The organism is Massilia sp. WG5, assembly GCF_001412595.2.
Classification (GTDB): Bacteria; Pseudomonadota; Gammaproteobacteria; order Burkholderiales; family Burkholderiaceae_D; genus Telluria.
On the sequence record NZ_CP012640.2, the window covers coordinates 1894088 to 1919802 of the forward strand.

General features: G+C 66.4%; 22 protein-coding genes. 3 read left to right on the forward strand and 19 right to left on the reverse strand.

What is annotated here, in order from left to right; translation table 11 throughout:
* Positions 1-7 precede the first annotated feature (7 nt).
* The 16 genes from AM586_RS08450 to AM586_RS08525 all read right to left on the reverse strand — a co-directional run bounded on the left by AM586_RS08450 (position 8) and on the right by AM586_RS08525 (position 18524).
* Complete coding sequence (locus AM586_RS08450; RefSeq protein WP_047823874.1) at positions 8-496, reverse strand: CvpA family protein; 489 nt, start codon at positions 494-496, stop codon at positions 8-10.
* Positions 497-499: 3 nt separating this feature from the next.
* On the reverse strand, positions 500-1471 hold the full coding sequence (locus AM586_RS08455; protein WP_047823872.1) for an SPOR domain-containing protein: 972 nt from the start codon (positions 1469-1471) through the stop codon (positions 500-502).
* 11 nt (positions 1472-1482) lie between these two features.
* Positions 1483-2781 carry a bifunctional tetrahydrofolate synthase/dihydrofolate synthase gene (gene folC, locus AM586_RS08460; RefSeq protein WP_047823870.1) on the reverse strand — a complete coding sequence of 433 codons (1299 nt, stop codon included), beginning with the start codon at positions 2779-2781 and terminating at the stop codon, positions 1483-1485.
* Between the two features lie 75 nt (positions 2782-2856).
* Positions 2857-3729, reverse strand: coding sequence for an acetyl-CoA carboxylase, carboxyltransferase subunit beta (accD, locus tag AM586_RS08465; RefSeq protein WP_047823868.1), 873 nt, complete (start codon positions 3727-3729; stop codon positions 2857-2859).
* Positions 3730-3914: 185 nt separating this feature from the next.
* Positions 3915-4715, reverse strand: a complete 801-nt coding sequence (trpA, locus tag AM586_RS08470; protein ID WP_047823866.1) for a tryptophan synthase subunit alpha — start codon at positions 4713-4715, stop codon at positions 3915-3917.
* A gap of 24 nt (positions 4716-4739) precedes the next feature.
* On the reverse strand, positions 4740-5972 hold the full coding sequence (gene trpB, locus AM586_RS08475) for a tryptophan synthase subunit beta (RefSeq protein WP_047823864.1): 1233 nt from the start codon (positions 5970-5972) through the stop codon (positions 4740-4742).
* Positions 5956-6651, reverse strand: a complete 696-nt coding sequence (locus AM586_RS08480; RefSeq protein WP_047823862.1) for a phosphoribosylanthranilate isomerase — start codon at positions 6649-6651, stop codon at positions 5956-5958. Before AM586_RS08480 ends, trpB begins: the two co-directional genes overlap by 17 nt.
* A 60-nt stretch (positions 6652-6711) precedes the next feature.
* Positions 6712-7512: a tRNA pseudouridine(38-40) synthase TruA gene (gene truA, locus AM586_RS08485; protein ID WP_047823860.1), complete on the reverse strand. Its 801-nt coding sequence runs from the start codon at positions 7510-7512 to the stop codon at positions 6712-6714.
* A 10-nt stretch (positions 7513-7522) separates the two neighbouring features.
* Positions 7523-10615, reverse strand: a complete 3093-nt coding sequence (locus tag AM586_RS08490; RefSeq protein ID WP_047823858.1) for a FimV/HubP family polar landmark protein — start codon at positions 10613-10615, stop codon at positions 7523-7525.
* 258 nt (positions 10616-10873) lie between these two features.
* The gene (asd, locus tag AM586_RS08495; RefSeq protein ID WP_082439713.1) at positions 10874-11998 is read right to left on the reverse strand and encodes an aspartate-semialdehyde dehydrogenase; all 1125 of its coding nucleotides are present in this window, start codon (positions 11996-11998) and stop codon (positions 10874-10876) included.
* A gap of 79 nt (positions 11999-12077) precedes the next feature.
* Positions 12078-13148: a 3-isopropylmalate dehydrogenase gene (gene leuB / locus AM586_RS08500; protein ID WP_047823855.1), complete on the reverse strand. Its 1071-nt coding sequence runs from the start codon at positions 13146-13148 to the stop codon at positions 12078-12080.
* Positions 13149-13158: 10 nt separating this feature from the next.
* On the reverse strand, positions 13159-13806 hold the full coding sequence (gene leuD / locus AM586_RS08505; RefSeq protein ID WP_047823853.1) for a 3-isopropylmalate dehydratase small subunit: 648 nt from the start codon (positions 13804-13806) through the stop codon (positions 13159-13161).
* Between the two features lie 77 nt (positions 13807-13883).
* Positions 13884-14006 (reverse strand): entericidin A/B family lipoprotein, encoded by a 123-nt coding sequence (locus AM586_RS08510; protein WP_109370449.1) that lies wholly within the window; start codon positions 14004-14006, stop codon positions 13884-13886.
* 157 nt (positions 14007-14163) lie between these two features.
* Positions 14164-15564 carry a 3-isopropylmalate dehydratase large subunit gene (gene leuC, locus AM586_RS08515; protein WP_047823851.1) on the reverse strand — a complete coding sequence of 467 codons (1401 nt, stop codon included), beginning with the start codon at positions 15562-15564 and terminating at the stop codon, positions 14164-14166.
* A gap of 207 nt (positions 15565-15771) precedes the next feature.
* Entirely contained in the window at positions 15772-17652 is a 1881-nt protein-coding gene (locus AM586_RS08520; protein ID WP_047823849.1) for a chemotaxis protein CheA, read from the reverse strand.
* The gene (locus AM586_RS08525) at positions 17652-18524 is read right to left on the reverse strand and encodes a protein phosphatase CheZ (RefSeq protein WP_047823847.1); all 873 of its coding nucleotides are present in this window, start codon (positions 18522-18524) and stop codon (positions 17652-17654) included. Before AM586_RS08525 ends, AM586_RS08520 begins: the two co-directional genes overlap by 1 nt.
* 368 nt (positions 18525-18892) lie before the next feature.
* On the opposite strand from AM586_RS08525, the gene AM586_RS08530 reads away from it, so the two are divergent.
* From AM586_RS08530 to AM586_RS08540, 3 genes are all read left to right on the forward strand, one after another.
* A complete protein-coding gene (locus AM586_RS08530) occupies positions 18893-19357 on the forward strand; it encodes a universal stress protein (protein WP_047823840.1) in 465 nt (154 codons plus the stop codon).
* Between the two features lie 122 nt (positions 19358-19479).
* Positions 19480-20124: a response regulator transcription factor gene (locus tag AM586_RS08535; RefSeq protein ID WP_036232923.1), complete on the forward strand. Its 645-nt coding sequence runs from the start codon at positions 19480-19482 to the stop codon at positions 20122-20124.
* Positions 20125-20508: 384 nt separating this feature from the next.
* Positions 20509-21303, forward strand: a complete 795-nt coding sequence (locus AM586_RS08540) for a Crp/Fnr family transcriptional regulator (protein WP_047823836.1) — start codon at positions 20509-20511, stop codon at positions 21301-21303.
* Between the two features lie 57 nt (positions 21304-21360).
* On the opposite strand, the gene AM586_RS08545 is transcribed toward AM586_RS08540, so the two are convergent.
* From AM586_RS08545 to AM586_RS08555, 3 genes are all read right to left on the reverse strand, one after another.
* Complete coding sequence (locus AM586_RS08545) at positions 21361-22482, reverse strand: glycine zipper 2TM domain-containing protein (protein WP_109370450.1); 1122 nt, start codon at positions 22480-22482, stop codon at positions 21361-21363.
* A 70-nt stretch (positions 22483-22552) separates the two neighbouring features.
* Positions 22553-23221 carry a ligase-associated DNA damage response endonuclease PdeM gene (pdeM, locus tag AM586_RS08550; protein ID WP_047823834.1) on the reverse strand — a complete coding sequence of 223 codons (669 nt, stop codon included), beginning with the start codon at positions 23219-23221 and terminating at the stop codon, positions 22553-22555.
* Positions 23218-25713, reverse strand: coding sequence for a ligase-associated DNA damage response DEXH box helicase (locus AM586_RS08555; protein ID WP_047823832.1), 2496 nt, complete (start codon positions 25711-25713; stop codon positions 23218-23220). The genes pdeM and AM586_RS08555 overlap by 4 nt, the downstream gene beginning before the upstream one ends.
* Between the last annotated feature and the right edge of the window lie 2 nt (positions 25714-25715).

A 25715-nucleotide genomic window follows, 5' to 3' on the forward strand; every position in this document is an offset into this window, starting at 1 on the left:
AAAAGATCTAAAACTGAACATGCTGCGCAAAGGCAGCGGGCAAGAAAGGCTTGACCGTGCGCGCCCCGGTCTCCGCCATGGGAGAGAGCAACGCGTTTTTCCAGAAAGCCTGTTGGGGGATGGAGGTCATTCCACACAATATGACGCCGGCCAGCACGATTACAATGCCCCGGCCCAGGCCGAACAGGCCGCCGAGTCCGCGGTCGGCCAACGACAGGCCGGTTGCCTCGATCAGGGCGCCGATCGCCAGGGCCAGCAGGCCCATCAGCACGCGCACGCCGAGGAACAGTGCAATGAAGGCAACGATCAGCCTGAGCGACTCGCCCGGAATCACCGATGGTAGCATGGGCGCCAGCTTCGCGCCGAACGCGTTCGCCACCACGAAGGCCGCGATCCAGCCGACCAGCGACAGGATTTCCTTCACCAGGCCACGCATGGTGCTGATGACGACCGACGAGATCAGGATGAACAGGACGAGGTAATCGAAAAGCGTCACGGTTCAGACAGGGGTCATGAAGCCCGACAGGCCGATACGGCCCAGCTTGGCGCGTACTTTCTCGGCATCTTCCTTGCTCAGCGGCCCGACTTTGACCTTGATGAGCTCACCCGCTTTTTCGGTGTGCGAGCTGATGCCTTCGCCGCGCAGCCGGGCTTGCAGCTCGGCCGCTTTTTCCTGGCTCGACAGCGCGGCGACCTGCAGCACGAACTTCTGTGAGGACGAGGCGGCCGCCTTGTCCTTTTCCGCCTTCTCGGCCGCCTTGCCTTCGAGGATGGCGAGTGCGCGCGCATCGTCGTGCGGCTTGGCCGGCTTGTCCTCGGCTTTCGGCTTGACGGACTTCTCGGCTTTCTCGGCCTTGTGCTCGGGCTTGGGCTCCTTGTGCTCGGCCTTGGGCTCCGGCTTGCGTTCGGGCTTCGGTTCCGGCTTCGGCTCGGCCTTGGCCTTGGGCGGCTCGGGCTTGCGTTCGGGCTTCGGCAGGTCCGGCAGGCTCTGCGGTTTGGCGGCGGCGACCACGGCCGGCGCTTTCGCGACCGGCGGCGCCTGGACGACTTCTTCGCCCTTGTCGACGCTGTCCTCGGCGGCCACGGCCTTGCCGCCCGCGGTGGCCTGTGCGGCCGGATCGGCCGGCACCGGCAGCGGCGCGGCCTTGTCCTTGGGCGGGATCTGGATCGCGATGTCGCCGGCGACCGGCTTGGGCTGGGAGTCGAGCAGCATCGGCAGGCCGACGGCGGCCGCCAGCGCCAGTGCGATCGCGCCGACCAGGCGGCGGCGCGCGCGCTTCTTCTCGGGCAGCATGGGATCGTTGCCGGTGCCGCGTCCGCGCGTGCTGCCGGCAACGGCGCCCGCGCTCGAGGCACGCTTGGATCGGGCGCGTTCGCCGAGTGCGGCGTCGTCGTCCTTGCTGTAGAAACGGCCGCTGTCCTCGGCGGCGCGGCCCTGCTTGTTTTTACCGAAGAACGAGAACAAGCCCATGCGTTGTCAGGTCAATGAAGAGAGGATTTACGGGCCGCCATCACGCCAGCCACGGTATAGAACGAACCAAAGACCACTATTCTATCATCCTGTCCGGCCCGGCTAGTTGCATCCTGGAAGGCCGCGCCCGGATCGGCGAAGGTTTTTACCGAAAACTCGTCGGGCTTGGCCCCGGCCGGCTTCTTCGCCTCCAGCTTCGCAGCCAGTTCAAGCGGATCGGCCGAGCGCGGCGACGGCAAGGCCGTCACGCACCAGTGGTCGATATGGGGCGCCATGTGCTCGATGACGGCGTCGATGTCCTTGTCCTGCATGATGCCGAACACCGCATAGGTGAAGCGGTGGAAGCCCATATTGCCGAGGTTCTGGGCCAGGGCGGCCGCCGCGTGCGGATTGTGGGCCACGTCCAGCACCGTGGTCGGACGGCCCGGCAGCACCTGGAAGCGTCCCGGCAGCTCGACCATGGCCAGGCCGGCGCGCACTTCCTGGGCGCCCACCGGCAGCTGCAGGCGCAGGCATTCCAGCGCGGCCAGCGCGGCCGAGGCGTTCAGCAGCTGGTTCGCGCCACGCAGGGCCGGATAGGCCAGCGAATTGCGGCGCTGGGAGCGGCCGCCATAGGCCCACTGCTGCTTGTCGCCCTGGTAATTGAAGTCGCGCCCGATCAGCCACAGGTCGGCGCCGACCTCCTCGGCATGCTTGATGAGCGAGGCCGGCGGCTGCGGATCGCTGCAGATCGCCGGCTTGCCCGGCCTGAAGATGCCGGCCTTCTCGAAACCGATCTCTTCGCGCGTGTCGCCCAGGTAGTCCTTGTGGTCGATGTCGATGCTGGTCACGATCGAGACGTCGGCGTCGATCACGTTGACGGCGTCGAGGCGGCCGCCCAGGCCGACTTCGAGGATCGCAACGTCGATCTCGCTGGTCGACAGCAGTTGCATGATGGCCAGCGTGGTGAACTCGAAATAGGTCAGGTCGATGTCGCCGCGCGCATTTTCCACGCGCTCGAACGCGGACACCAGCGCTTGGTCGCTGGCCATCTCGCCGTTGATGCGGGCGCGCTCGTTAAAGTCGAGGAAGTGCGGCTTGATGTACAGGCCGGTGCGGTAGCCGCTCTGCAGCAGCATCGCTTCCAGCATGGCGCAGGTCGAGCCCTTGCCGTTGGTGCCGGCAACCATGATCACGGGGCAGGAAAAGGCCAGCTGCAGACGCTCCTTGACGGTGCGCACGCGGTCCAGGCCCATGTCGATATGGGTTTCGGCATGGCGCGACTCGAGCAGCGCCAGCCAGTCGGGCAAGGTGGTCGGGAGATTTTGCATGGGATATCCGGTAGGCCAGAAAGCGAACGCGGCCGGCCGCCCCGGAAGGGCCGCCGGCCGCGCCGATGGAAACGATCAGGCGATGACGTCGGCCGGCTGGCTTTGCAGCAGGGCCAGCAGATGGGCGATCTCTTCGCGCATCTTGCGGCGGTCGACGATCATGTCGACGGCGCCCTTCTGGACCAGGAACTCGGAACGCTGGAAGCCTTCCGGCAGCTTTTCGCGCACGGTGTTCTCGATCACGCGCGGGCCGGCGAAGCCGATCAGTGCCTTCGGTTCGGCGATCACCACGTCGCCCATGAAGGCGAAGGAAGCCGAGACGCCGCCCGTGGTCGGGTCGGTCAGCACGCTGATGAAAGGCAGCTTCTTCTCGGACAGCTTGGTCAGCATCGCGGTCGTCTTGGCCATCTGCATCAGCGACAGCAGGCCTTCCTGCATGCGCGCCCCGCCGCTGGCGGTGATGCAGATGAAGGGCACCCGCTGCTCGAGCGCCACCTGGGCGCCGCGCACGAAGCGCTCGCCCAGGACGGAGCCCATCGTGCCGGCCATGAATTCGAATTCGAAGCAGGCAACGACCACCGGCAGGCTCATGATCGAGCCGCCCTGCACCACCAGCGAATCGGTCTCGCCGGTCGCATCCATGGCCTGCTTGAGACGGTCGGGATACTTCTTGCTGTCCTTGAACTTGAGTACGTCGACCGGCAACACGTCCTGCCCGATTTCATAGCGGCCGCCTTCGTCCAGCAGCGCGTCGAGGCGCTCGCGGGCGCGGATGCGCATGTGGTGGCTGCACTTCGGGCAGACATGCAGGTTCGATTCGAGGTCGGTCCGGTACAGTACCGCTTCGCACGACGGGCACTTGACCCACAGGCCCTCGGGCATGGTCTGCTTTTTGGCGGCATCGGAGCGCTGGATCCGGGGGGGCAGCAGTTTTTCCAACCAACTCATGTGTTCTCCTTTGCGGCAATTCAGAATTGGCGGTAGTGTAGCCGGTCAAGTCCCGCTTGTCGAATGCTTGCTCTAATTTACTTGCCTCTTATACAAGCTTGAAAAGCAGGCCAGATGCGGGTCTCGGGGCGCCTGAAAAAAACCGGGCGCATGGCCCGGTCGAGATCCTGGCGCATACGCCCGGCTTACCTGCCGTCGAGCGCCGAGCGGATGCCGGCCACGAAGGCGCGCACCGCTTCCGGCCCCTGCTCCTTCGGCGTGTTCTCCAGCTCCTGGATGATGCGGCTGCCGATCACCACCGCGTCCGCCACCGCCGCCACCGATTTCGCGGTCTCGGCGTCGCGGATGCCGAAGCCGACCCCGATCGGCAGTTTCACGTGCTCGCGGATCGCGGCCACGCGGCGCGCGACGTCGGCGGTGTCGATGCCGCCGGCGCCGGTCACGCCCTTCAGCGACACGTAGTAGCTGAAGCCGCTGCCGTGGCGCGCTACCTGCCTGATGCGCTCGACCGTCGAGGTCGGGGCCAGCAGGAAGATCAGGTCGAGGTCATTCGCCTGCATCTCGGCGGCGAAGGCCTCGCACTCTTCCGGCGGGTAGTCGACCACGATGGCGCCGTCGGCGCCCGCGGCCTTCGCGCGGCGGATGAACTCCGACGGGCCCATGCGTTCGATCGGGTTCGCGTAGCCCATCAGGACCACCGGCGTGTGCTCGTTGGTCTTGCGGAATTCGACCACGTAGTCGAGGACGTCTTTCATGCTGATGCCGAAGGCCAGCGCGCGCGCGCAGGCGCGCTGGATCACCGGGCCTTCCGCCATCGGGTCGGAGAACGGGACGCCGAGCTCCAGCACGTCGGCGCCGCCCGCCACCAGGGCGTGCATGATCGGGACGGTGAGGTCCGGGCCGGGGTCGCCGGCCGTGACGAAGGTGACGAGGCCGGTCTTGCCCTGCTGCTTGAGGGCCTTGAAGGTATGTTCGATTCTGGACATGTCTGCTCTCTTGTTTTTATCTGATCAACCGAAGTTCAGGCCGGCGCGCTGCGCCACCGTGTGCATGTCCTTGTCGCCGCGGCCGGACAGGTTCACCAGGATGATCTGGTCGGCAGGCAGCGTCGGCGCCAGCTTGGCCGCGTAGGCGATCGCGTGCGACGATTCCAGCGCCGGGATGATGCCTTCGATGCGGCAGCAGTCGTGGAAGGCCTGCAGCGCTTCCTCGTCGGTGATCGACACGTACCGGGCGCGCTCGATGTCCTTCAGCCAGGCGTGCTCGGGGCCGACGCCGGGATAGTCCAGGCCGGCCGACACCGAATGGGTCTCGATGATCTGGCCGTTCGCATCCTGCAGCAGGTAGGTGCGGTTGCCGTGCAGGACGCCCGGGAAGCCGGCCGTCAGCGAGGCCGAATGCTTGCCGGAGTCCAGGCCCTCGCCCGCCGCCTCGACGCCGACCAGCTTGACGCCGGCTTCGTCGATGTAGGGATAGAAGATGCCCATCGCGTTCGAGCCGCCGCCGATGCAGGCGACCACGTAGTCCGGCTGGCGGCCGGTCATCTCCGGCATCTGCACCAGGCATTCCTCGCCGATCACGGACTGGAAGTCGCGCACCATCATCGGATACGGGTGCGGGCCGGCCACGGTGCCGATGATGTAGAAGGTGTTCTCGATGTTGGTGACCCAGTCGCGCATCGCTTCGTTGAGCGCGTCCTTCAGGGTCTTGGAGCCGGACTCCACCGGCACGACGGTCGCGCCCAGCAGCTTCATGCGGTAGACGTTCTGGGCCTGGCGCTTGACGTCTTCCGCGCCCATGTAGACCACGCATTCGAGGCCGAAGCGCGCGCAGATGGTCGCGGTGGCCACGCCGTGCTGACCGGCGCCGGTCTCGGCGATGATGCGCGGCTTGCCCATCCGCTTTGCCAGCAGGGCCTGGCCGATCACGTTGTTGATCTTGTGCGCGCCGGTGTGGTTCAGGTCTTCGCGCTTGAAATAGATCTGGGCGCCGCCGCCCTGCTGCGACCAGCGCTTGGCGTGGTACACGGGCGACGGGCGGCCGACGAAGTGCGCCAGCTCGTAGCGGAACTCTTCCAGGAATTCGGGATCCTGGCTGTAGCGCGCGTAGGCTTCGTTGAGCTCGGCCAGCGCATGGCTGAGGGTCTCGGCGACGAAGCTGCCGCCGTAGGGGCCGAAGTGGCCGGAGGCGTCCGGCAGTTGGTACTGGGGGGTCTTGAACAGACCTTTAGGGGTGTTCTCCATGGTGTGACTCGCTCATATCGGGTGATGCATCGGCAGCCCGCACCGCGTCGACGAACGCGGCAATCTTGCGGGCATCCTTGATCCCCTTGCTTTCCTCGACACCACTGCTGATGTCGACCGCAAAGGGGCGTACGCGCATCACCGCGCTAGTCACGTTTTGCACGCTCAAGCCACCACTCAAAACGACCCGAGGCGCGAGCTCTTTTGGAATAAGAGACCAATCGAAGACCTTTCCTGCGCCGCCGTAGGCGTCGACCCAGGTATCGAGCAGGAGGCCCGAGAACCAGGGGCTGGCGGCGCGGTATTGAGCTTCCGATTCTAGCAGGTCGGACGCGCTTGTGTCAGGTTTGACGCGGTAGGCCCGTACGAAGGGCCGTTTCACGACGTCCGCGATGGCTGCGCACTGCTCTGCCGTTTCGTCGCCGTGGAACTGCAGCAGCGCGATCGGGCCGGCATCCACGGCCTGGCGGACCTCGTCCGCGCTGGCGTTGACGAACAGGCCGACGCCGCTGGCGAAGGGCGGCATGGCGGGCGCCAGCGCCGCAAATTGCGCGGGTGTGATGTAGCGCGGGCTCTTCGGATAGAAGACGAAGCCGAGGGCGTCGGCGCCGGCATCGACGGCCGCGCGCAGGTCCTGTTCGCGGGTGATGCCGCAGATTTTGATTCGGGTGCGTTGCATGATTTCCCTATTCAGTCGGGGTCGGAGCCCAACCGTGAAATTCGGGATCCGACCCCGAATTCATAACCAGGGCAGCGGTGGCGTCGCCTCCTGCGGCAGCCCCCACTTCGGATCGTAGTCGATTGTAGCAAGATACAAACCGTCGGGCATGAAGGTCGGGGCGGCGGCGTCGCGCGAGCGGGCGGCCAGGACCTCGGCCATCCAGCCCGGCTGGTTGCGGCCGGTGCCCACGTAGACCAGCGAGCCGACGATGTTGCGCACCATGTGGTGCAGGAAGGCCGAGGCGCGCACCGTGAACACGATCACGTCGCCGTGGCGCACGATGTTCAGCTCGTGCATCTGCTTGACGGGCGAATTCGCCTGGCAGCCGGAGGCGCGGAAGCTGCTGAAGTCGTGCGTGCCGATCAGGTGCCCGGCGGCCTCGCGCATGCGCTCCACGTCCAGCGGGCGGAACACCCAGCCGGCGCGCCCGGCCAGCAGGGCCGATGGGTTCGGATGGTTGTACAGCACGTAGTGATAGGTGCGCGAGCGGGCCGAGAAGCGCGCATGGAAGTCCTGCCCTTCCGCGTCCGGCGCGACCACGTGCGCCCAGCGCACCACAATCGAATCGGGCAGGAAGGCATTCGTGCCGCGCACCCAGGATTGCGGCGCGCGGTCGAGTTCCGTGTCGAAGTGGACCACCTGTTCGATGGCGTGGACGCCGGCGTCGGTGCGGCCGGCGCAGGTGGTGGCGAGCCTGGTGCAGGCGAACTTCTCGAGAGCGATCTCGAGCTGGTCCTGCACCGTGTCGCGCGACGGTTGTTTCTGATACCCGTTCCAGGCGGTGCCGATGTACTGGACACCCAATGCGATTCTTGTCACTCAGCCGGCCTCACGCGAGCTGTGCGCGCATTGCGTTGGCCTTCGAGACCTGGTCGCTGTTGCCGCCCTTGATGACTTCTTCGAGCAGCTCACGCGCGCCCTCCTTGTCGCCGATTTCCTGGTACGCGATTGCCAGGTCCAGCTTGGTTTCCATTTCCATGTGCGCCGCCGACAGCTCGGCCGGCGCAGCGGCCGGCGCCGTCACCGTCCCGGCTTCCGGCAGCGGCAGGCCGTGCTCGCCCGGGAGGTCGAGGTCGAAACCGGCCAGGTCGAAGGCCGGCTCCACTTTCGCCGGCTCCAGCATGCCGTGCGGTGCGTATTCGGCACTGTCGACCGGGGCCGGGGTCGCCGCCGGCAGGTCGGACAGGCCAAACAGCTCGTCTTCCAGCGACAGGTCCGGCGCCGGGGTGGGCGCCGGTGCGCTTGCCGGCGCGACCGGCTCCAGGCCGAAGTCCATGCTGTCGAGATCGAACAGCGGGTCTTCCAGTTCGGTGGCCTGGCGGGTCTGTTCCGGCGCCGCCTGCGGCGACGGCAGGTCCGGCAGGTCGAACTCCCTGGCCAGGTTGGCCATGTCGAAGTCGCTGTTCGGCGCTGCAGCTTCCGTTGCGGCGACCGGGGCCGCGGCGGCGCCCGGGACGGTGTCGCCCAGGTCGAAGTCGCCGAAAGTCAGGTCATCGACGGCGTCGGCCACCTGAGCGGCCGGCTGGACGGCCGGCTGCGGCACCGGGTTCGCAGCCGGTGCGCCGAAGTCCATGTCGAAGGAGAAGTCGAGCGGCTCCTCGGCGGCGGCCGTTGCGGGGGCTGCCTCGGCCTGCGCCACGCCCGGTTCGGCCGGTGCTGCCGTCGGCGCGGCATCGAAGCCGCCCATGTCGAAGTCGAGCAGGTTGTCGTCGTACTGCGCGTCGTGCTGCGCGTCGTGCTGCGCCTGGGCCGGCTTCGGCTCCTCGGCCTGCACCGGCTCGAAAGCCAGGCCGCCCAGGTCGAAGTCCAGGGTGTGCTCTTCCTCGGCCGCGGATGCAGCCTGCGCGTCGGCGGGGGCGGCGGCTTCGGACGGCGCGGCCGGCTGGGCCGTGCCCATCGCGCCGGCGAAGTGCTGGTCGAAGCTCATCGGCTCGTGTGCAGCCGCCGGCACCGGGGCGGCGCTCAGGTCGGCGCCGAAGGCATCGTCGAAGTCCCTGGCCGTGAAGGCCTGGGCCGGCTCGCCGGGCGCCGGGACCGCGTCGGCCTCGGCGCCGCCGGTCGCATACAGCGGATTCAACGGATCGATGGACAGGCCCAGCGCGGCGGCCTGGGCCCACTCCTCGCCCTGGCCGCGGGTCATGCTGTACAACTCGCCGGCCTGGGTTTCGAAGGCGCGCTGATCCTTGCGCGAGGCGTAGATCTCGAGCAGCTTCAGGCGCACCGGGTAGCGCTCCGGATGGGTGCGCAGGGCTTCCTTCAGGATTTCCTCGGCCTGGGCGTCGCGGCCATAGGCGATATACACGTCGGCTTCGGCCACCGGATCGACCTCATTGGTGTCGAGCTGGCTGGCCGAGGGGGCGAAGCTGGAATTGAACACGCTGTTGCTGGTGTCGACGCTCTGGCCGCCGGTCTCGGCGAACAGCGAGTGCGCCGGTTCGGTCGGTACGCCCAGGATCGATGGTTCGGCGACGACCTTGACCACTTTCTTCTTGCGCCGCTGGGCGACCAGCAGGCCGCCGAGCAGCAGCGCAGCGGCGCCGCCGCCGACCAGGGCCAGGTTGTCCAGGATAAAGTCGAGCAGGCCCGGTTCGGCGGGCGCGGGCTTGGCGGCCGGCTTGATGGTCGCGAGCTTCTTCGGCGCGGGCTTCTGTTGCTGCGGGGCCGCCGGGGTCGGGGCCGGGGCCGGGCTTGCGGCCGGCGCCGATGCGTTCTGCTGGGCCTCGGCGCCGCCCTTGCTCTTGACCGTCGCAATCTTCTCGAGGTCGCCGATATTGCGCTCGAGTTCCTTGACGCGCTGCTGGGCTTCTTCCAGCTCGCGCTGCTTGGCGATGGTGTCCTCGGTGCTCATGGTCGCGCCCTTGCCGGCGGCGGCGCCCGCAGCCGGCGCCTTCGACAGGCGCAGCTGGTCCTGGGACTCGTTGGCGGCGGTCGGGCGTTCCTCGACCTTGGCGGTAATCTTGCCGCCGGCGCTCTGGCCCGCCTGCGGCGCCTTGACCGGCTCGGCGGCGCCGACCTGGCCGGCCAGCTTGTTGCGGTAGGCGTTGAAGTCGGCAGCATGCGCGACCACCACGCCGTGGGCTTCGTCGTCGTTCAGCGCCTGCACGCTGCCCGAAGCAGGCACCGACAGGATGCGGCCCGACTTCAGGCGGTTCATGTTGTTGCCGATGAAGGCGTCCGGATTGGCGCGGTACAGCGCCACCAGCATCATGTCGAGCGAGACGTCGACCGGCTTGAGCTGGGCGGCGATGCGGCCCAGGCTGTCGCCCGGCTTGACGCGGTAGCTCGCCGCGCCGGCCTGGCGGCCGGCCTCGCCCCTGCTTGCGCCGGTGGCCGCGCCGGTGCCCGAACCCGGGGCGGCCTCCTCGGTCGCGCGCGCACGGCTGCGGCGCGGAAGTTCCGCCGCCGGACCTGCCGGTGCGCTTGCTGCCGGCGCCGCCTTTTCCGCGCGCGGACGCGCAGCCTCGTTCGCGGCCACTTGCGCCGACTGGGTCGCGCGCAACTCGGCCGGATCGAGCAGGAAGGTGTATTCGCGCACCAGGCGGCCGTTATTCCAGGTCAGCTCCAGCAGCATGTCGACGAAGGGCTCGTTCAGCGGCTGGGTCGAGGTGACGCGGATGAACTGGCGACCGTTGCGCTGCTCGACCGCGAAACGCAGCGACAGCAGGGCCGGGTTGAATTCGATATTCGCGGTGCGGAAGGCTTCCGCCGAAGCCAGCTTGGCCACCAGGCCGTTGGCCTCGTCGCTCGACACCGCCGTCAACTCGATTTCGGCGCGCAAGGGCTGGCCGAGCGCGGACAGCACGGTCAGCTTGCCGAGGCCTGCAGCATGAGCGGCCGAGCTCAGGACCAACGCACTGGCGACCGCCGCGGTGAGCTTCTTCAGCGCGGACGACTTCATCGAGGGACGGTGAGTGGGATGCATAATTCGACTGAATGAGTTGAGCGGGGGCGAAGCGTTGCCCGGAGGTCTCGGCAACATAGCATCATGCACTAGGGCATGCAAGCTCTACAGAAGGAAACATTCACCAGTTGTGAGGTATGTAGACGGTCTATTCATGGAACTGATGTTTTCCGGGTCAAACCATGACATTTCATTAGCACCTCTTGCAATGACAACCATACGCCAAAACAACAAAGGCGGCCGCAGCCGCCTTGCATTGTACCGTGCCGTTCGACCCGCTTATTTGTCCAGCACGATGCGCAGCATGCGGCGCAGCGGCTCGGCGGCACCCCACAGCAGCTGGTCGCCGACGGTGAAGGCCGAGATGTACTCCGGCCCCATCGACATCTTGCGCACGCGACCGACCGGAATGGTCAGGCTGCCGGTGACGGCGGCCGGGGTCAGGTCGCGCATCGAGGCTTCGCGGGTGTTCGGCACGAACTTCACCCACTGGTTGTCGTTGGCGATGATGTCGTTGATCTCGTCCAGCGGCACGTCCTTCTTCAGCTTGATGGTCAGCGCCTGCGAGTGGCAGCGCATCGCGCCGATACGGACGCACAGGCCGTCGACCGGGATCACGTTCCCGCTTGCCGGGCTGCGGCCCAGGATCTTGTTGGTCTCGGCGCCGCCCTTCCACTCTTCCTTCGACTGGCCGTTGCCCAGGTCCTTGTCGATCCAGGGGATCAGGTTGCCGCCCAGCGGCACGCCGAACTGCTTGGTCTCGTCGCTCGAGAGGCCGTGCTGGGTCGCCAGCACCTGGCGGTCGATTTCCAGGATGGCCGACGCCGGATCGTCCAGCAGCGGCTTGACGGCCGCGTTGATGGTGCCGAACTGGGTCAGCAGTTCGCGCATGTGCTGGGCGCCGCCGCCCGATGCGGCCTGGTAGGTCATGGAGGTCATCCAGTCGACCAGGTCGTGCTTGAACAGGCCGCCCAGGCCCATCAGCATGCACGACACGGTGCAGTTACCGCCGACGAAGTTCTTCACGCCGCGGGTCATCGCATCCTTGATGACGTTCAGGTTGACCGGGTCCAGCACGATCACGGCGTCGTCGTTCATGCGCAGGGTCGAGGCGGCGTCGATCCAGTAGCCGTTCCAGCCTGCCGCGCGCAGTTGCGGGAACACCTCGGTGGTGTAGTCGCCGCCCTGGCACGAGATGATGATCTCGCACTTCGACAGCTCGGCGATATCGGTCGCGCTCTTCAGTTTGGTCTCGTTCTTCGCCATCGCCGGGGCCGGACCGCCCGGGTTCGAGGTGGTGAAGAACACCGGCTCGATATGGTCGAAATCGCCCTCGTCCTGCATGCGCTTCATGAGGACCGAACCGACCATGCCGCGCCAACCAACCAGACCAACTAGTTTCATTTTAATCTCTCTTAATCTATGTTCTGGCGGGCCCGGAGAGCCCGCCCTACGGCGTTATTGATTCGTGCTTAACGCCGGATTATGCCAATGCGTTGACCACCGCATCGCCCATCTGTTCGGTGCCGACGCGGGTCGTGCCTTCCTCGAAGATGTCCGGCGTGCGCAGGCCCTGGGCCAGTACGGCCTTGACCGCGTTCTCGATGCGGTCGGCCTGCTCCGGCTTGCCGAGCGAGAAACGCAGCATCATCGCGGCCGACAGGATCGTCGCCAGCGGATTCGCCACGCCCTTGCCGGCGATGTCCGGCGCCGAGCCGTGCGAAGGCTCGTACAGGCCCTTGTTGTTGGCGTCCAGCGAAGCCGACGGCAGCATGCCGATCGAACCGGTCAGCATCGCCGCCGCGTCCGACAGGATGTCGCCGAACATGTTGCCGGTGACGATGACGTCGAACTTCTTCGGTGCGCGCACCAGCTGCATCGCCGCGTTATCGACGTACATGTGCTCGAGCTCGACGTCCTGGTAGTCCTTGTGCACCTCGGTGACGATGTCGCGCCAGAACTGGAAGGTTTCCAGCACGTTCGCCTTGTCGACGCTGGTCACGCGCGAGCCGCGCTTGCGGGCGGCCTGGAAGGCGACGTGGGCGATGCGGCGGATTTCGCCTTCCGCATAGCGCATGGTGTCGAAGCCTTCGCGCTGGCCGGCGAACGGACCGTCCGGGCACTCGCGCACGCCGCGCGGCTTGCCGAAATAGATGTCGCCGGTCAGTTCGCGGATGATCAGGATGTCCAGGCCGGACACGACTTCCGGCTTGAGCGTCGAGGCGCCCGCCAGCTCCGGATACAGGATGGCCGGACGCAGGTTGGCGAACAGGCCGAGCTCCTTGCGCAGGCCGAGGATGGCCTGCTCGGGGCGCAGCGCGCGCTCCAGGGTGTCGTACTTGTAGTCGCCGACGGCGCCGAACAGCACCGCGTCGGCGGCCTTGGCCAGCGCCAGCGTGCCTTGCGGCAGCGGATGGCCGTGGGCCGCGTAGCCGGCGCCGCCGACCTCCGCGCTCTCCAGCTCGAATTTCTCGCCGAGGGCGTTCAGGACCTTGACCGCCTGGGCCGTGATTTCGGGGCCGATGCCGTCGCCCGGCAGGATCGCAATCTTCATGTCAGCTTTCTCAGATGGTGTTGGCGAGCCAGGGCTGCTGGCGCAGATGGCGCTCTTCGAAGGCGCGGATCTCGTCGGCATGGCGCAGGGTCAGGCCGATGTCGTCCAGGCCGTTCAGCAGGCAGTACTTGCGGAACTCGTCGATCGCGAATTCGAAGGCCAGGTGGCCGTCCGGCGTGCGGATGACCTGCTGCTCGAGGTCGACCACCAGGCGGAAGCCGGGGAAGGCCTTGACCTCGTTGAACAGCTGGTCGACCTGCTGTTCGCTCAGCACGATCGGCAGCAGACCGCTCTTGTAGCAGTTGTTGAAGAAGATGTCGGCGAAGCTCGGCGCGACGATGGCGCGGAAACCGTACTGCTGCAGGGCCCAGGGCGCGTGCTCGCGCGACGAGCCGCAGCCGAAATTCTTGCGGGCCAGCAGGATCGAGGCGTCCTGGTAGCGCGGCTGGTTCAGCACGAAGTCCGGATTCAACGGACGCCCGGTGTTGTCCATGCCGGGTTCGCCATGGTCCAGGTAGCGCCATTCGTCGAACAGGTTGGGGCCGAAGCCGGTGCGGCGGATCGACTTGAGGAACTGTTTCGGAATGATGGCGTCGGTATCGACATTGGCGCGGTCGAGCGGCGCCACCAGTCCATCGTGTACGGTGAATTTTTCCATGATCGCAGGGGTCAGAGCCCGGTGTTGCTTTTAAAAGGGCTCTGACCCCGGAGTCCGCGGCCAGAGCCCATCAAGGTTTATTTTCCGCCCGCGCCAGTAATCACCTGGCCGACCTTCTGCACGTCCTTGCCGACGCCGGAGATGGTATTGCAGCCAGTGACAACGAATGCGATGAGTGCGAGAGCGAGTGCTTTTTTCATGGTATCCCTAATATTGATGTCATGCTCCGGCCGGGATGATCGACCCCGGCCAGGTAGTTGCGGCGCTGGTGGCGCCTGTATCCTTACAATTCCTGTGCGGCTGAGCAGCGGGGTCAGAGTCGCTCGAAAACCAACACCGGACTCTGACCCCTCCGTTCTACAGTGCGCGCACGTCGACGAAGTGGCCGGCGATGCCCGCCGCAGCCGCCATCGCCGGCGACACCAGGTGGGTGCGTCCGCCCTGCCCCTGGCGGCCTTCGAAGTTGCGGTTCGAGGTCGAGGCGCAGCGTTCGCCCGGTTCGAGGCGGTCGGCGTTCATGGCCAGGCACATCGAGCAGCCCGGCTCGCGCCATTCGAAGCCGGCGGCCTTGAAGATCTTGTCGAGGCCTTCGCGCTCGGCCTGTTCCTTGACAAGGCCCGAACCCGGCACCACCATCGCCAGCTTCACGTTCGAGGCGCGCTGGCGGCCGCGCACGACGGCGGCGGCGGCGCGCAAGTCCTCGATGCGCGAGTTGGTGCAGGAGCCGATGAACACCTTGTCGATGCGGATGTTCTCGATCGGCGTGTTCGGCTTCAGGTCCATGTAGACCAGCGCCTTTTCCATCGCGTCGCGCTTGACCGGGTCGCGTTCCTTGTCCGGATCGGGCACGCGGCCGTCGACCGTGGTCACCATCTCGGGCGAGGTGCCCCAGGTGACCTGCGGGCGGATCTCGGCCGCGTTCAGGGTCACCACCATGTCGAACTTCGCGCCCGGATCGGTGTGCAGGGTGCGCCAGTAGGCGACGGCCTGCTCCCAATGCGGCCCGCTGGGTGCGAACGGACGGCCTTTCACGTAATCGATGGTGGTGTCGTCGACCGCGACCATGCCGGCGCGCGCGCCGGCCTCGATCGCCATGTTACAGACCGTCATCCGGCCTTCCATCGACAGCGAACGAATGGTCGAGCCGGCGAATTCGATCGCGTAGCCGGTGCCGCCGGCGGTGCCGATCTTGCCGATCACGGCCAGCACGATGTCCTTGGCGGTCACGCCCGCCGGCAGCGCGCCGTCGACCTGCACCAGCATGGCCTTCGACTTCTTCGCCAGCAGGGTCTGCGTGGCCATCACGTGCTCGACTTCCGAGGTGCCGATGCCGTGCGCCAGGCAGCCGAAGGCGCCGTGGGTCGAGGTATGCGAGTCGCCGCACACCACCGTCATGCCGGGCAGCGTGGCGCCCTGCTCCGGCCCGATCACGTGGACGATGCCCTGGCGCTTGTCGTTCATGTTGAAGTAAGTAACCCCGAAGGCCTTGGCGTTGTCGTCGAGGGTCTCGACCTGCAGGCGCGAGGTCGGGTCCGCGATGCCATGGCTGCGGTCGGTGGTCGGCACGTTATGGTCGGCTACGGCGAGGTTCGCGGAGGTGCGCCATAGCGGACGGTCCGCCACGCGCAGGCCTTCGAACGCCTGCGGGCTGGTGACTTCGTGGACCAGGTGACGGTCGATATACAGCACGGTGGTGCCATCCGCATCGGCACGCACGACATGCGAATCCCAGAGTTTGTCGTAGAGCGTTTTTAACATGATATTCCGTAAAGACGACCGCTTCATGCGGGCATGGTCTTTGATTATGCCATATTTGTGCACTGCGTCAGCCCCCGCTGCTTGCACGATTATTCCAATGAACTCATCAGCGCACGAATTTTATTTGCACTAGTTTTCATTCGTGCAAATAAAAAAAGCCTGCGCAGTTTATGCGCAGGCTTTTCTTGGCTTTATGATGTGTTGCTTTTATGCAGCCAAGCGCACGCTGGAGCGGCAACCGTCCATCAGGAAGGACAGGCCCACCACGAGCACCAGCGAACCTTCGGCGGAGCGCGCAGTGCCCGTGATGCCTTCGACGTGCAGCGCCGTCATCGGCTTGATCACCAGGTCGGCCGTGCCGTCCACCGCTTCCACCGCGATGATGTAGGGCTGGGGCGCGTTGATGACGATACCGACGCGCTCCGAGCATGCCTCGTAGCCGAGCGACAGCGCCAGCGAGCGCACCGGCAGCGGACGGCCCTGGTCCTTCAGCACCGGGGCGCCGCCGACCTGCATGAACTCTTCCGGCAGCTCGACCACGCGCTCGACCACCGCCATCGGCAGGGCCAGCTGGGCGCCCGAGGTCGACACCAGCATGGTCGGCACGATCGACAGTTCGATCGGCAGGCGGATCGAGAACTTGGTGCCGGTGCCGAGGTTCGAGTCGATGCGGATCGCGCCGCGGTTCTTCTCGACCGCGGTCTTGACCACGTCCATGCCGACGCCGCGTCCCGACACCGACGACGCCACTTCCTTGGTCGAGAAGCCCGGCAGGAACACCAGCTGGTAGGCTTCGTCGTCGGAACTGGCCTGGTGCTCGGTGATCAGGCCCTTTTCCATCGCCTTCTTGCGCAGCTTGGACGGGTCCATGCCGCGGCCGTCGTCCTGCAGCACGATCATGACGCTGTTGGCTTCCTGCCAGGCTTTCAGCAGGATATAGGCCTTGGCCGGCTTGCCTGCGGCGACGCGGTCTTCCGGGCCTTCGACGCCGTGGTCGAGCGCGTTGCGCAGCATGTGCACCAGCGGGTCGTACAGGCTGTCCACCACGACGCGGTCGACTTCGGTCTCGGCGCCTTCGATGATCAGCTCGACTTCCTTGCCCAGGTCCTTGGCCAGCTCGCGCACCAGGCGCGGGAACTTCTGGAACAGGCGGCCCACCGGCTGCATGCGGGTCGCCAGCGTGGCGCGCTGCAGCTCGGCCGAGTAGCGCGAGGCGCGCTCCAGGGTCTCGGTCAGGGTCGCCATCAGGGTGGCGGCCTGGCCTTCGAACTTGAACTGCGCCAGACGCTCGAGCAGCACGGCAGCCTGGTTCGCGGCCTGCACCGATTCGCCCGCCACTTCCAGCAGCGCGTCCAGCTTGACGGCATCGATACGGATGCTCTCGTCCTTGGCCGGGGCGCTTGCGGCCGGCTTGCTCTCGGAACGGCGCTCGACGCCGTCCCAGCCGGCCCTGGCCGGCGCTGCTTCCTGTGCTGCGGCGGGCGCGGCCGGCGGCGTCACCGCGGCTGCCGGAGCGGCTGCCGCTGCCGGAGCAGAAGCCGCGGCCGGCGCATGAGTGCCCGGCGGGACCACCGCCATGTACATGCCTTCCCAATCCAGGTCGTCATTGCCGACGTCTGCGGCGGGCGCAGGCGCTGCAGCGGCGACCGGCGCCGGGGCCGCCGCCGGAGCGGGAGCAGGCGCAGGTGCGGCCTTCGGCGCATCCTTGCCGTCGATCGCATCCTTCAGCATGCGCTCGAGATCGGCCGGCATCGGCGCAAGCTGCTCCGGCGCCGTGCCGTTGTTCAGGTCGTTGAGCTGGTCGGCGACGAAGCCGGAAGCCTGCAGCGACGCCTCGATCGCCGACGGCGTGACCGGGGCCGCGCCGGTGCGCAGCGCATCGAACAGGTTCTCGGTCAGGTGGCAGGCGGTCACCAGCGCAGGGAGTCCCATGAAGCCCGCGCCACCCTTGATGGTGTGGAACGAGCGGAACACCGCGTTCAGCGTTTCCTTGTTATCCGGATCGCGTTCGAGGCGGAGCAGATGCTCCTCGACGTTGGTCGCAAGATCCAAGGCCTCGATCACGAAATCCTTGAGCATTTCATCCATTAGAATCCCAGATCGGCAAGAAGGTCATCGACACTGTCCTGGTCGAGCGCCGCGGACGGCACCGACGGTCCCTGCATCAGTTCGGCGGGCTTCTCCTGTTCCTGCGCCGCGTGCTTCTGCGCCAGCTTTTCCTTCACCTCGGCCGGGGCGCTGTCGCGCAGCAGCTGGGCGAGTTCGTTCTCGACCGTCTGCGTGATCTTGACCACTTTCTTGATCAGCTGGCCGGTGATGTCCTGGAAATCCTGGGCCATCATGATCTCGAGCAGGCGCGCCTTCTCGGCTTCGGTTGCTTCCGACACGGCTGCCGCGAAGCTGCGCGAGTCGCCGGCCAGCGCCTTGAACTGGTCGAGCGACAGCTTGCCGGAGAACAGGTCGGCCCAGCGGCCTTCCATATCCTTGGCCTGCTTGGACAGCTGGTCCTGCGCCGGCATGCCTTCGTCCAGCGTGTTCAGCACCTTGTTCGCGGCCTGCTCGGTCAGGCTGGCGACGTATTCCAGGCGGTCCTGGGCGTCGATGATCTGGGACGAGGCTTCGGTGAGCGCCTTGTCGTAGCCGAGTTCGCGCAGCGAATCGTGCATGATGCGCACGATGCTGCCCAGGCGGGCATACATCATCTGGCCGTCCGGATCGTCCGAGGCTTCGGCAGCGGCGGTGACGGCCGGGGCCGGCACGGGTGCGGCCGGCGCGGCGGCGGGCGCGGAATTCGAGGCAACCTGGTCGAACAGGGCCTCGAGGTCGTCGCTGTCGCCACTCTCTCCGCCCGCGGCGGGTTCGGGCGCCGGAGCCGGTGCCGGTACGGGAGCGGGCGCGCTGGCTCGTTGCGCTGCCACTTCCTCGAATAATGCGTCGAAATCGTCAGCGGCGTCGGTCATAGTCCCTGCTTCTCCATAATGTAAATGTCGCGATGATCAGTGCTGTGTGCTGTACTGCTGCCGTCAATACACTGACGGCCGGGTATTGCACGAGTGTATCAGCGTGGTTGCCGTAGGTAAATCTTAGAAGACGGACCGTTGCCGATTGGCTCCGTAAACTTAGTTCAGCGACAATTATTTCTGCGTGTTTCTGAATATTTTCACAAAGCAAGTGTTGTATTTTTTTATCGCAGCTGCTTTTGTGCCATGTGATGTTTTCGCGCAGGAAAGCGAGCCCAACCCTGATTAAGATCAAGCATTTACTATCTGCCAAGGATGAAAAGCCGAACTACAATAAGAAGGTAACGTGACGTGAGGGAGGGCTCACCATGTACCAGAAGATCCTGATCACCACCGACGGCTCCGCGGTGTCCCAACACACTGCCTGCGCCGGCGTCCAGTTCGCGCAACAGATGGGAGCGGAAGTGCTCGCGCTGTTCGTCGCGCCCGAGTACCAGTACCCCGTGTATGTGGAAATCATCCCGCCGTCCTATCCCAGCGAAGAGGACTATATGGCGCAGATGCGGCGCCTGGGCGAGGAATACATGGGCAAGATCATGCGCAAGGCCGACGAGTGCGGGCTGAAGCATTCCTGCATGACCGCGTTCTCGGACGCGGCCGCGCTGAAGATCGTCGACGTGGCTGAGCAGCAACACTGCGACCTGATCTTCATGGGCTCGCACGGCCGCAGTGGCTGGGGCCAATTGTTGCTCGGCAGCGTGACGAACAAAGTGCTGTCGCAGACGAGCAAGCCGGTCCTGGTGCACCGTCTGATCCGCGAGCCCGGCACCTGAATCCGCCGCGCCGGGCCGCTGGCGGGTGACCGCCGGGGCGGCCTATTGCCAAAAAAATACAAATTAAATTTTAGCAATGTGCTAGCGTGTAGGCTACGCACGCATTGCACTGGGGAACTCCTATGATTCGCATAGTCATCGCTGACGACCACACCATCATGCGCGAAGGCCTCAAGCGCATCCTCGACGGCGCGCTCGATATCGAGATCGTCGGCGAAGCCATCAACGGCTTCGAAGTGCTGTCGCTGGTGCGCCAGGGAGGTTTCGACCTGCTGCTGCTCGACCTGTCGATGCCCGGCCGCAGCGGGGTCGACCTGATCCGCCAGGTGCGCAGCGAAGCGCCCAAGCTCGCCATCCTGATCCTCACCATGCACGAGGAAGAACAGTATGCGGTGCGTGCGATCCGCGCCGGCGCCCAGGGTTACCTGACCAAGGAAAGCGCCGGCACCCAGCTGGTCGGCGCAATCCGCAAGGTGGCGTCGGGCCGTCCTTATATCAGTACCGAAGTGGCCGAGCAACTGGCGCTGAACATCATGGCGCCGAACGAGCAACTGCTGCACAAGCAGCTGTCGGACCGGGAATTCGAGGTGTTTTCCTTGCTGGTGGGAGGCAAGTCGATTACCGAGATTGCCAACAACCTGCATCTGTCTGTGAAGACAGTGAGCACTCACAAGACCCGCATCATGCAGAAGATGGGCATGACCTCGCTGTCCGAAATGGTCCAGTACGCCGTCGCCCACCGCCTGCTGGCGCCGATGAAGGCCTGACCGCTGGAACCGGGCGGCGCCTAAACTGTTTTGGACATTCCTGGCTGTCCATGGTTGCTCCACGACCTGCGTGGCGCATAAGAGACGAGCTCTTCTCGACGCTTATCCTACACGGGTATGCCCTGCCTTCCCTCGGAAGTGAGCCAAGATAGTAAGAATATTCTTACATTCTGACTCACCTTCCTACCTACACATTCAGCCGTTGCTGATATGAATGCCGAACTCGTGTTGGCATACTGACTTCAGCGTTTCGACTTGCTTGCGGTCCATTCTCCGCATTGAGCCTCCTGAAACCTTGTTTTCCTTCACCTGGAGATGAGTATGCAGTCCCAGCCAATGTCAGAACAACGCAACGCCGCCCCCTCGACCCTGCACTCGTCACAGATGGAGGCCGGGCGCCAGCGCCAGGGTCGCCTGTGGTCAAACCTGAAAGAGGTCTGCGACCTGCTCCATATCCCGGCCGCCGTATCGATGAATACCGAGGAGCTGCTGTTCCAGCACGTACAGTTCAAGACCGGCCAGCGTGTCCACACGATCGGCCAGGCGTTCGACACCTTATATATCGTCAACTCCGGCTTCCTGAAAACGGTGCTGATCGACGAGTTCGGCAACGAACAGGTGCTGAGCTTCCCCATGAAGGGCGACATGCTCGGTGTCGACGGCATCCACACCCGGCACTACGCTTCGGAAGCGGTGGCCCTGTCCGACTGCGACCTGATCCTCGTACCGTTCAAGAAGCTGACTGCCCTGGGGAGGGTGCATGCCGAGCTCGAGAACCTGATGTACGGCGTGATGAGCCGCGAACTGGTGCGCGAACAGGCCATGATCGGCATGCTCGGCGCCCTGTCGGCGGAAGCGCGCGTGGCCCGCTTCCTGATCTCGCTGGCCGATCGCTTCGCGGCGATGGGTTACTCGAGCAAGTTGTTCAACCTGCGCATGACGCGCCACGAGATCGGCAGCTATCTCGGCCTGACCCTGGAAACCGTCAGCCGCACGCTGTCTGCCTTCAACGAGATCGGCCTGATCACCGTCGACCAGCGCACCATCGGCATCAAGGATCCGGAAGCGCTCAAGACCCTGCGCCGCCTGCCGCCCTCGCGTTCGCGGGCCAAGCAGAACGCCAAGCACAAGGCGGATGCCGAGTCCTCGGGCGATGGCCAGGTGCTGACCACGGCCTGACATGAAAAAAGCCAGCCCCTTGCGGAGCCGGCTTTTTGCCTGCCGTGCTGGCGTGGCTCAGTCGCGCGTCAGCACCCCATCGCTGACCCGCACCTGCTCGCCGACGCGGAAGCCCGGATCGTTGTCGTAGCGGATCGACTGGGTCGAGCCGTTTTCGTAGCGCACCACCACCTCGTAGCGCGGGGCGCGTGCATTGCGCTCGATGCTGCGTCCGGCAATCGCGCCGCCGACCGCACCGGCCACCGTCGCCGCCGTGCGGCCGCTGCCGCTGCCGACCTGGTTGCCCAGCAGGCCGCCGACCGCCGCGCCGCCCACGGTGCCGAGCGCGCCGGCATCGCCCTGGAGCACGTTCACCGCCTCCACCGTCGCGCAATTGGTGCAGTAGCGCGCCACCTGGTCGCCGTTGCGCGGACCGTCGCCGCTGCGGCGTCCGTCACGCATGCGTTCGTCGTGCATGCGTCCGCCCGCCATCAGCGGCTGCCCCAGGGTCGCGGTCGAGTAGCGGCCGTTGGCGCGGATGGTCGCGGTCACGGACGCGTCCGGCGCGATATCGTCGCCGCGGCGGATCGTGTACAGGCCGGAATATTCGCCGGGGCGCACTTCGGGTAGCGTGAAGATGCCGCGCGTGCCGGCGATCTGGACCTCGACCTTGGCGCCCGGCGTGCCCATTACCGTGAACTTCAGCTCGTGACCGGGACCGAGGTCGTCGCTGCCGCGCACGTCGAAGGTGCGGACCTGCGGCGTGCTCGCCATCTCGCGGTCGCCCGGGCTCACGTTTTCGGGAACGCGCACGATGGTCGCGGCCAGCGCCTGGGTCCTGACCATGCCGTTCACGCGCAGGTTGGCGGTGATGGAACTGTCCGGGCGGATGCGGTCGTGCCGTCCGATCGTGTAGGTGCCCCGGTAGGTGCCGGGACTGGTCTCGGTCAGGTTCAGGTTGCGGGTGGCGCCGTCGATGCGCACGCTGGCGTTGCCGCCCGGTGTGCCGAAGACCTCGAAATTCAGTTCCGCGCCCGGCTCGATGCGGCGCAGTTCGTTGACGTTGAAGCCCTCGATGCGCGGCTCGAGCGCGCGGGCGCGCGGATGTTCCTGGGCCTGCACGGGAACCGGCACGGTCGCCGTGAAGAGAGGGAGCGCGGCAACCACTGCCGCGGCCAGTGTCTGTCGGGTTGTTGCCATGGGGTCCTCCTGCAGAGCGGTTATTATCAATGTAACCAGCTTACGCCGCGGTGCCCGATAGCTCGGTGCGCTAGCGAACGCTGTGCACGGCCTCGCCTGAGCTCACCCAGATGCGTTCGCCAGGCTCGGGCTTCAGCGCATGCCCACCAGTAAATGCGCCAAAGGAAGGCAGGATCATGCGCCGCGGCCCGGCAATAAAGCATGGCAGGCGCAGCGCGTCGGAGCGGGTCGCCAGCACGTACACCGGATGCACGTGGCCCGCCAGCACATAGCCGGGCGCATCGATGTCGGGATGGTGGCAGAAGGAATACGGGCCGAGTGTCCAGGGCTCGTCGACCAGTTCGATGCCGAGCCGTTCCGCCGGGTCGCCGGCATGCTTGTCGTGGTTGCCTCGGACCAGCGTCAACAGCAGCTCGCGGCGCCGGTCGCGCCAGGCCAGCATCGCCGCCTGGGTGCTGGCCGCATGCGCCGCGCGCGCGTGCAGGAAGTCGCCGAGGAAGAGCACGTGCCGGGCGCCGGTCAGGTCGACCAGCGCGTCGAGCGCGTGCAGGTTCTCGGTGGTCGTTCCTTTCGGCACCGGGATGCCGAACGAGCGGAAGGCCGCCGCCTTGCCGAAGTGGATGTCGGCGATGATGAGCATGCGCTCGCGCGGCCAGAACGCCGCCTTCTGCGGCAGCAGGACCAGCTGCTCGCCGCCGAGTTCGGCCGTCAGCGCGCCCGGAAACGCCAGGTCGTTCATGCCGCGGCCGCCTTTTCCAGTTCGCGCACCATGCGCGCCACGCGGTCGGACAGCTTCTCGGTCGAGACTTTTTCGCGGAACCGCTCGACCATCAGCGGGAAGCCGAAGGGCGTGGCGCGCTTGAGCTCGTGGAAGGACACCCGGCGCCCGTGCAGCTCCCGAAGCGTATCGCGCAGGCGGGTCAGCTCCAGTTCCTGCTCGAGCACCTCGCGCTCGGCCTGGGTCAGCAGCAGGTTGCCGCTGTCGTGCTTGCGGAAGACTTCGTAGAACAGTGCGCTCGATGCCTGTACCTGGCGCATCGACTTGCGCTGTCCCGGAAAGCCCTGGTTCACGAGACCGGCGATGCGCGCCACCTCGCGGAAGCGCCGCTGCGCCAGCTGGGTCGCATTCAGGCTGTCGAGCACGTCCTCCAGCAGGCGCCCGGTATCGAACAGGCCAACGCCGCTCCCCAGCTCGGCGTCGAACAGGCGCGGCCAGTCGACCGGCTCGGGCGACAGCAGTTCGAAGCCGTAGTCGTTGACCGCCACCGAAAAGGTCGACGGCATGATCTTCCCGACCCGGAAGGCGACCAGCGAGGCCAGCCCGGTATGCACCGAGCGCCCGCCGAAGGGATAGACGAACAGGTGGTAGCCCTCGCGGCTCTTCATGCTTTCGACCACCAGCACTTCGCCGGTGGGCAGCGCCGACCAGCGCGCCTGCACTTCCAGCAGCGGCCGCACGGCCTGCATCTCGGGGCCATCGAAGATCCCCTTCGAGGCCCGCTCCAGCTCTTCGAGCCCGGCGCGGGCCATCTCGGCGCTGAGCGGCACCTTGGTCCCGCCCCAGCGGCTGATCGCGCCTTTCGTACTGCTGCTGCGCTTCACGTAGGCCGTCATCTCATGCACCCGCACCAGCTCCAGGATGCGGCCGCTGAAGAGAAAATGGTCGCCCGGCTTCAGGCGCCCGACGAAGGACTCTTCGACGCTGCCGATCCGCCCGCCGCTCACGTACTGCACCTGCATCTGCGCGTCCGAGACGATGGTGCCGATGCTCATGCGGTGCCGCCGGCCGATGGTGGCGTCCGGCACGCGGTAGACGCCCTCCTCGTCCGGCAGCACGCGCCGGTACTCCGGATACACCGACAGGCTCTGGCCGCCGCGCGCGACGAAGTCGAGCGCCCATTGCCATTCCTCCGGCGTGAGATGCCGGTAGGACCAGGCGCTGCGGACTTCCTCATACAGCTCCTCCGAACGGAAGCCGCCGCCCAGCGCGATCGTCACCAGGTGCTGCACCAGCACGTCGATCGGCTTGTTCGGCACCTGGCGCGCCTCGATGCGGCGGGTGGCGACCGCGCGTTTGGCGCCGGCCGCTTCCAGCAGCTCCAGGCTGTTGGTCGGCACCAGGGTCACGCGCGAGATCCGTCCCGGTGCGTGGCCGCTGCGACCGGCCCGCTGCAGCAGGCGCGCGATGTTCTTCGCGCTGCCGACCTGCAGCACGCGCTCGACCGGCAGGAAGTCCACGCCCAGGTCGAGGCTGGCGGTACAGACCACCGCCTTCAGTTCGCCGTTCTTCATGCCCTTCTCGACCCACTCGCGCACTTCGCGATCGAGCGAGCCGTGGTGCAGCGCCACCACGCCGGCCCAGTCGGGACGCGCCTCGATCAGGTTCTGGTACCAGATCTCGGACTGTGCGCGGGTGTTGGTGAACACCAGCGTCGCGCCGTGCTGGTCGATCTCGTCGATCACCGGCTGCAGCATCTGCAGGCCCAGGTGGCCGCCCCAGGGAAAGCGCGAGACGTTCTGCGGAATCAGGCAGTCGACCACGATCTGCTTCTTCAGGTCGCCCTCGACCAGCACACCCTTCGACGGGTCGGCATCCGTTCCCAGCAGCACATTGCGCGCGTCCTCCAGGTTGCCCATGGTCGCCGACAGTCCCCAGACGACCAGCCCCGGATTCCAGCGCCGCAGCCTTGCCAGGGCCAGCTGCACCTGCACGCCGCGCTTGCTGCCCATCAGCTCGTGCCACTCGTCGATGATGACCATGTCGAGGTGCTTGAACTGGTCGCGCGCGGCCGCATGCGACAGCAGCAGGGTCAGCGATTCCGGCGTCGTGATCAGGGCGCCCGGCAGGTTCTTCGACTGGCGCGCGCGCTCGCTCGATCCGGTGTCGCCGGTGCGCGCGCCCAGGGTCCAGGCGCCGATCGCCTCCGGGCTGGCGGCGCCCAGCTCGGCTGCCGCGAGTTCCAGCGAACGCTGGGTGTCGGCCGCCAGCGCGCGCATCGGCGTGAGCCACAGCACGCGCAGTCCGGTGCGGTCGCGCCGCGAACGGTTGGCGCCGCGCAGCATGGCCGCGAACCATACGGCGTAGGTCTTGCCGGCCCCCGTGTTCGCGTGCAACAGGCCGGACTGCCCGGCCAGGGCAGCCTTCCAGACCGCGCGCTGGAAGGAAAAGACCTTCCATCCGCGCGCCGCGAACCAGGCATCGACGGCCTGCTCTGCCTGCGACTTGCTCATGA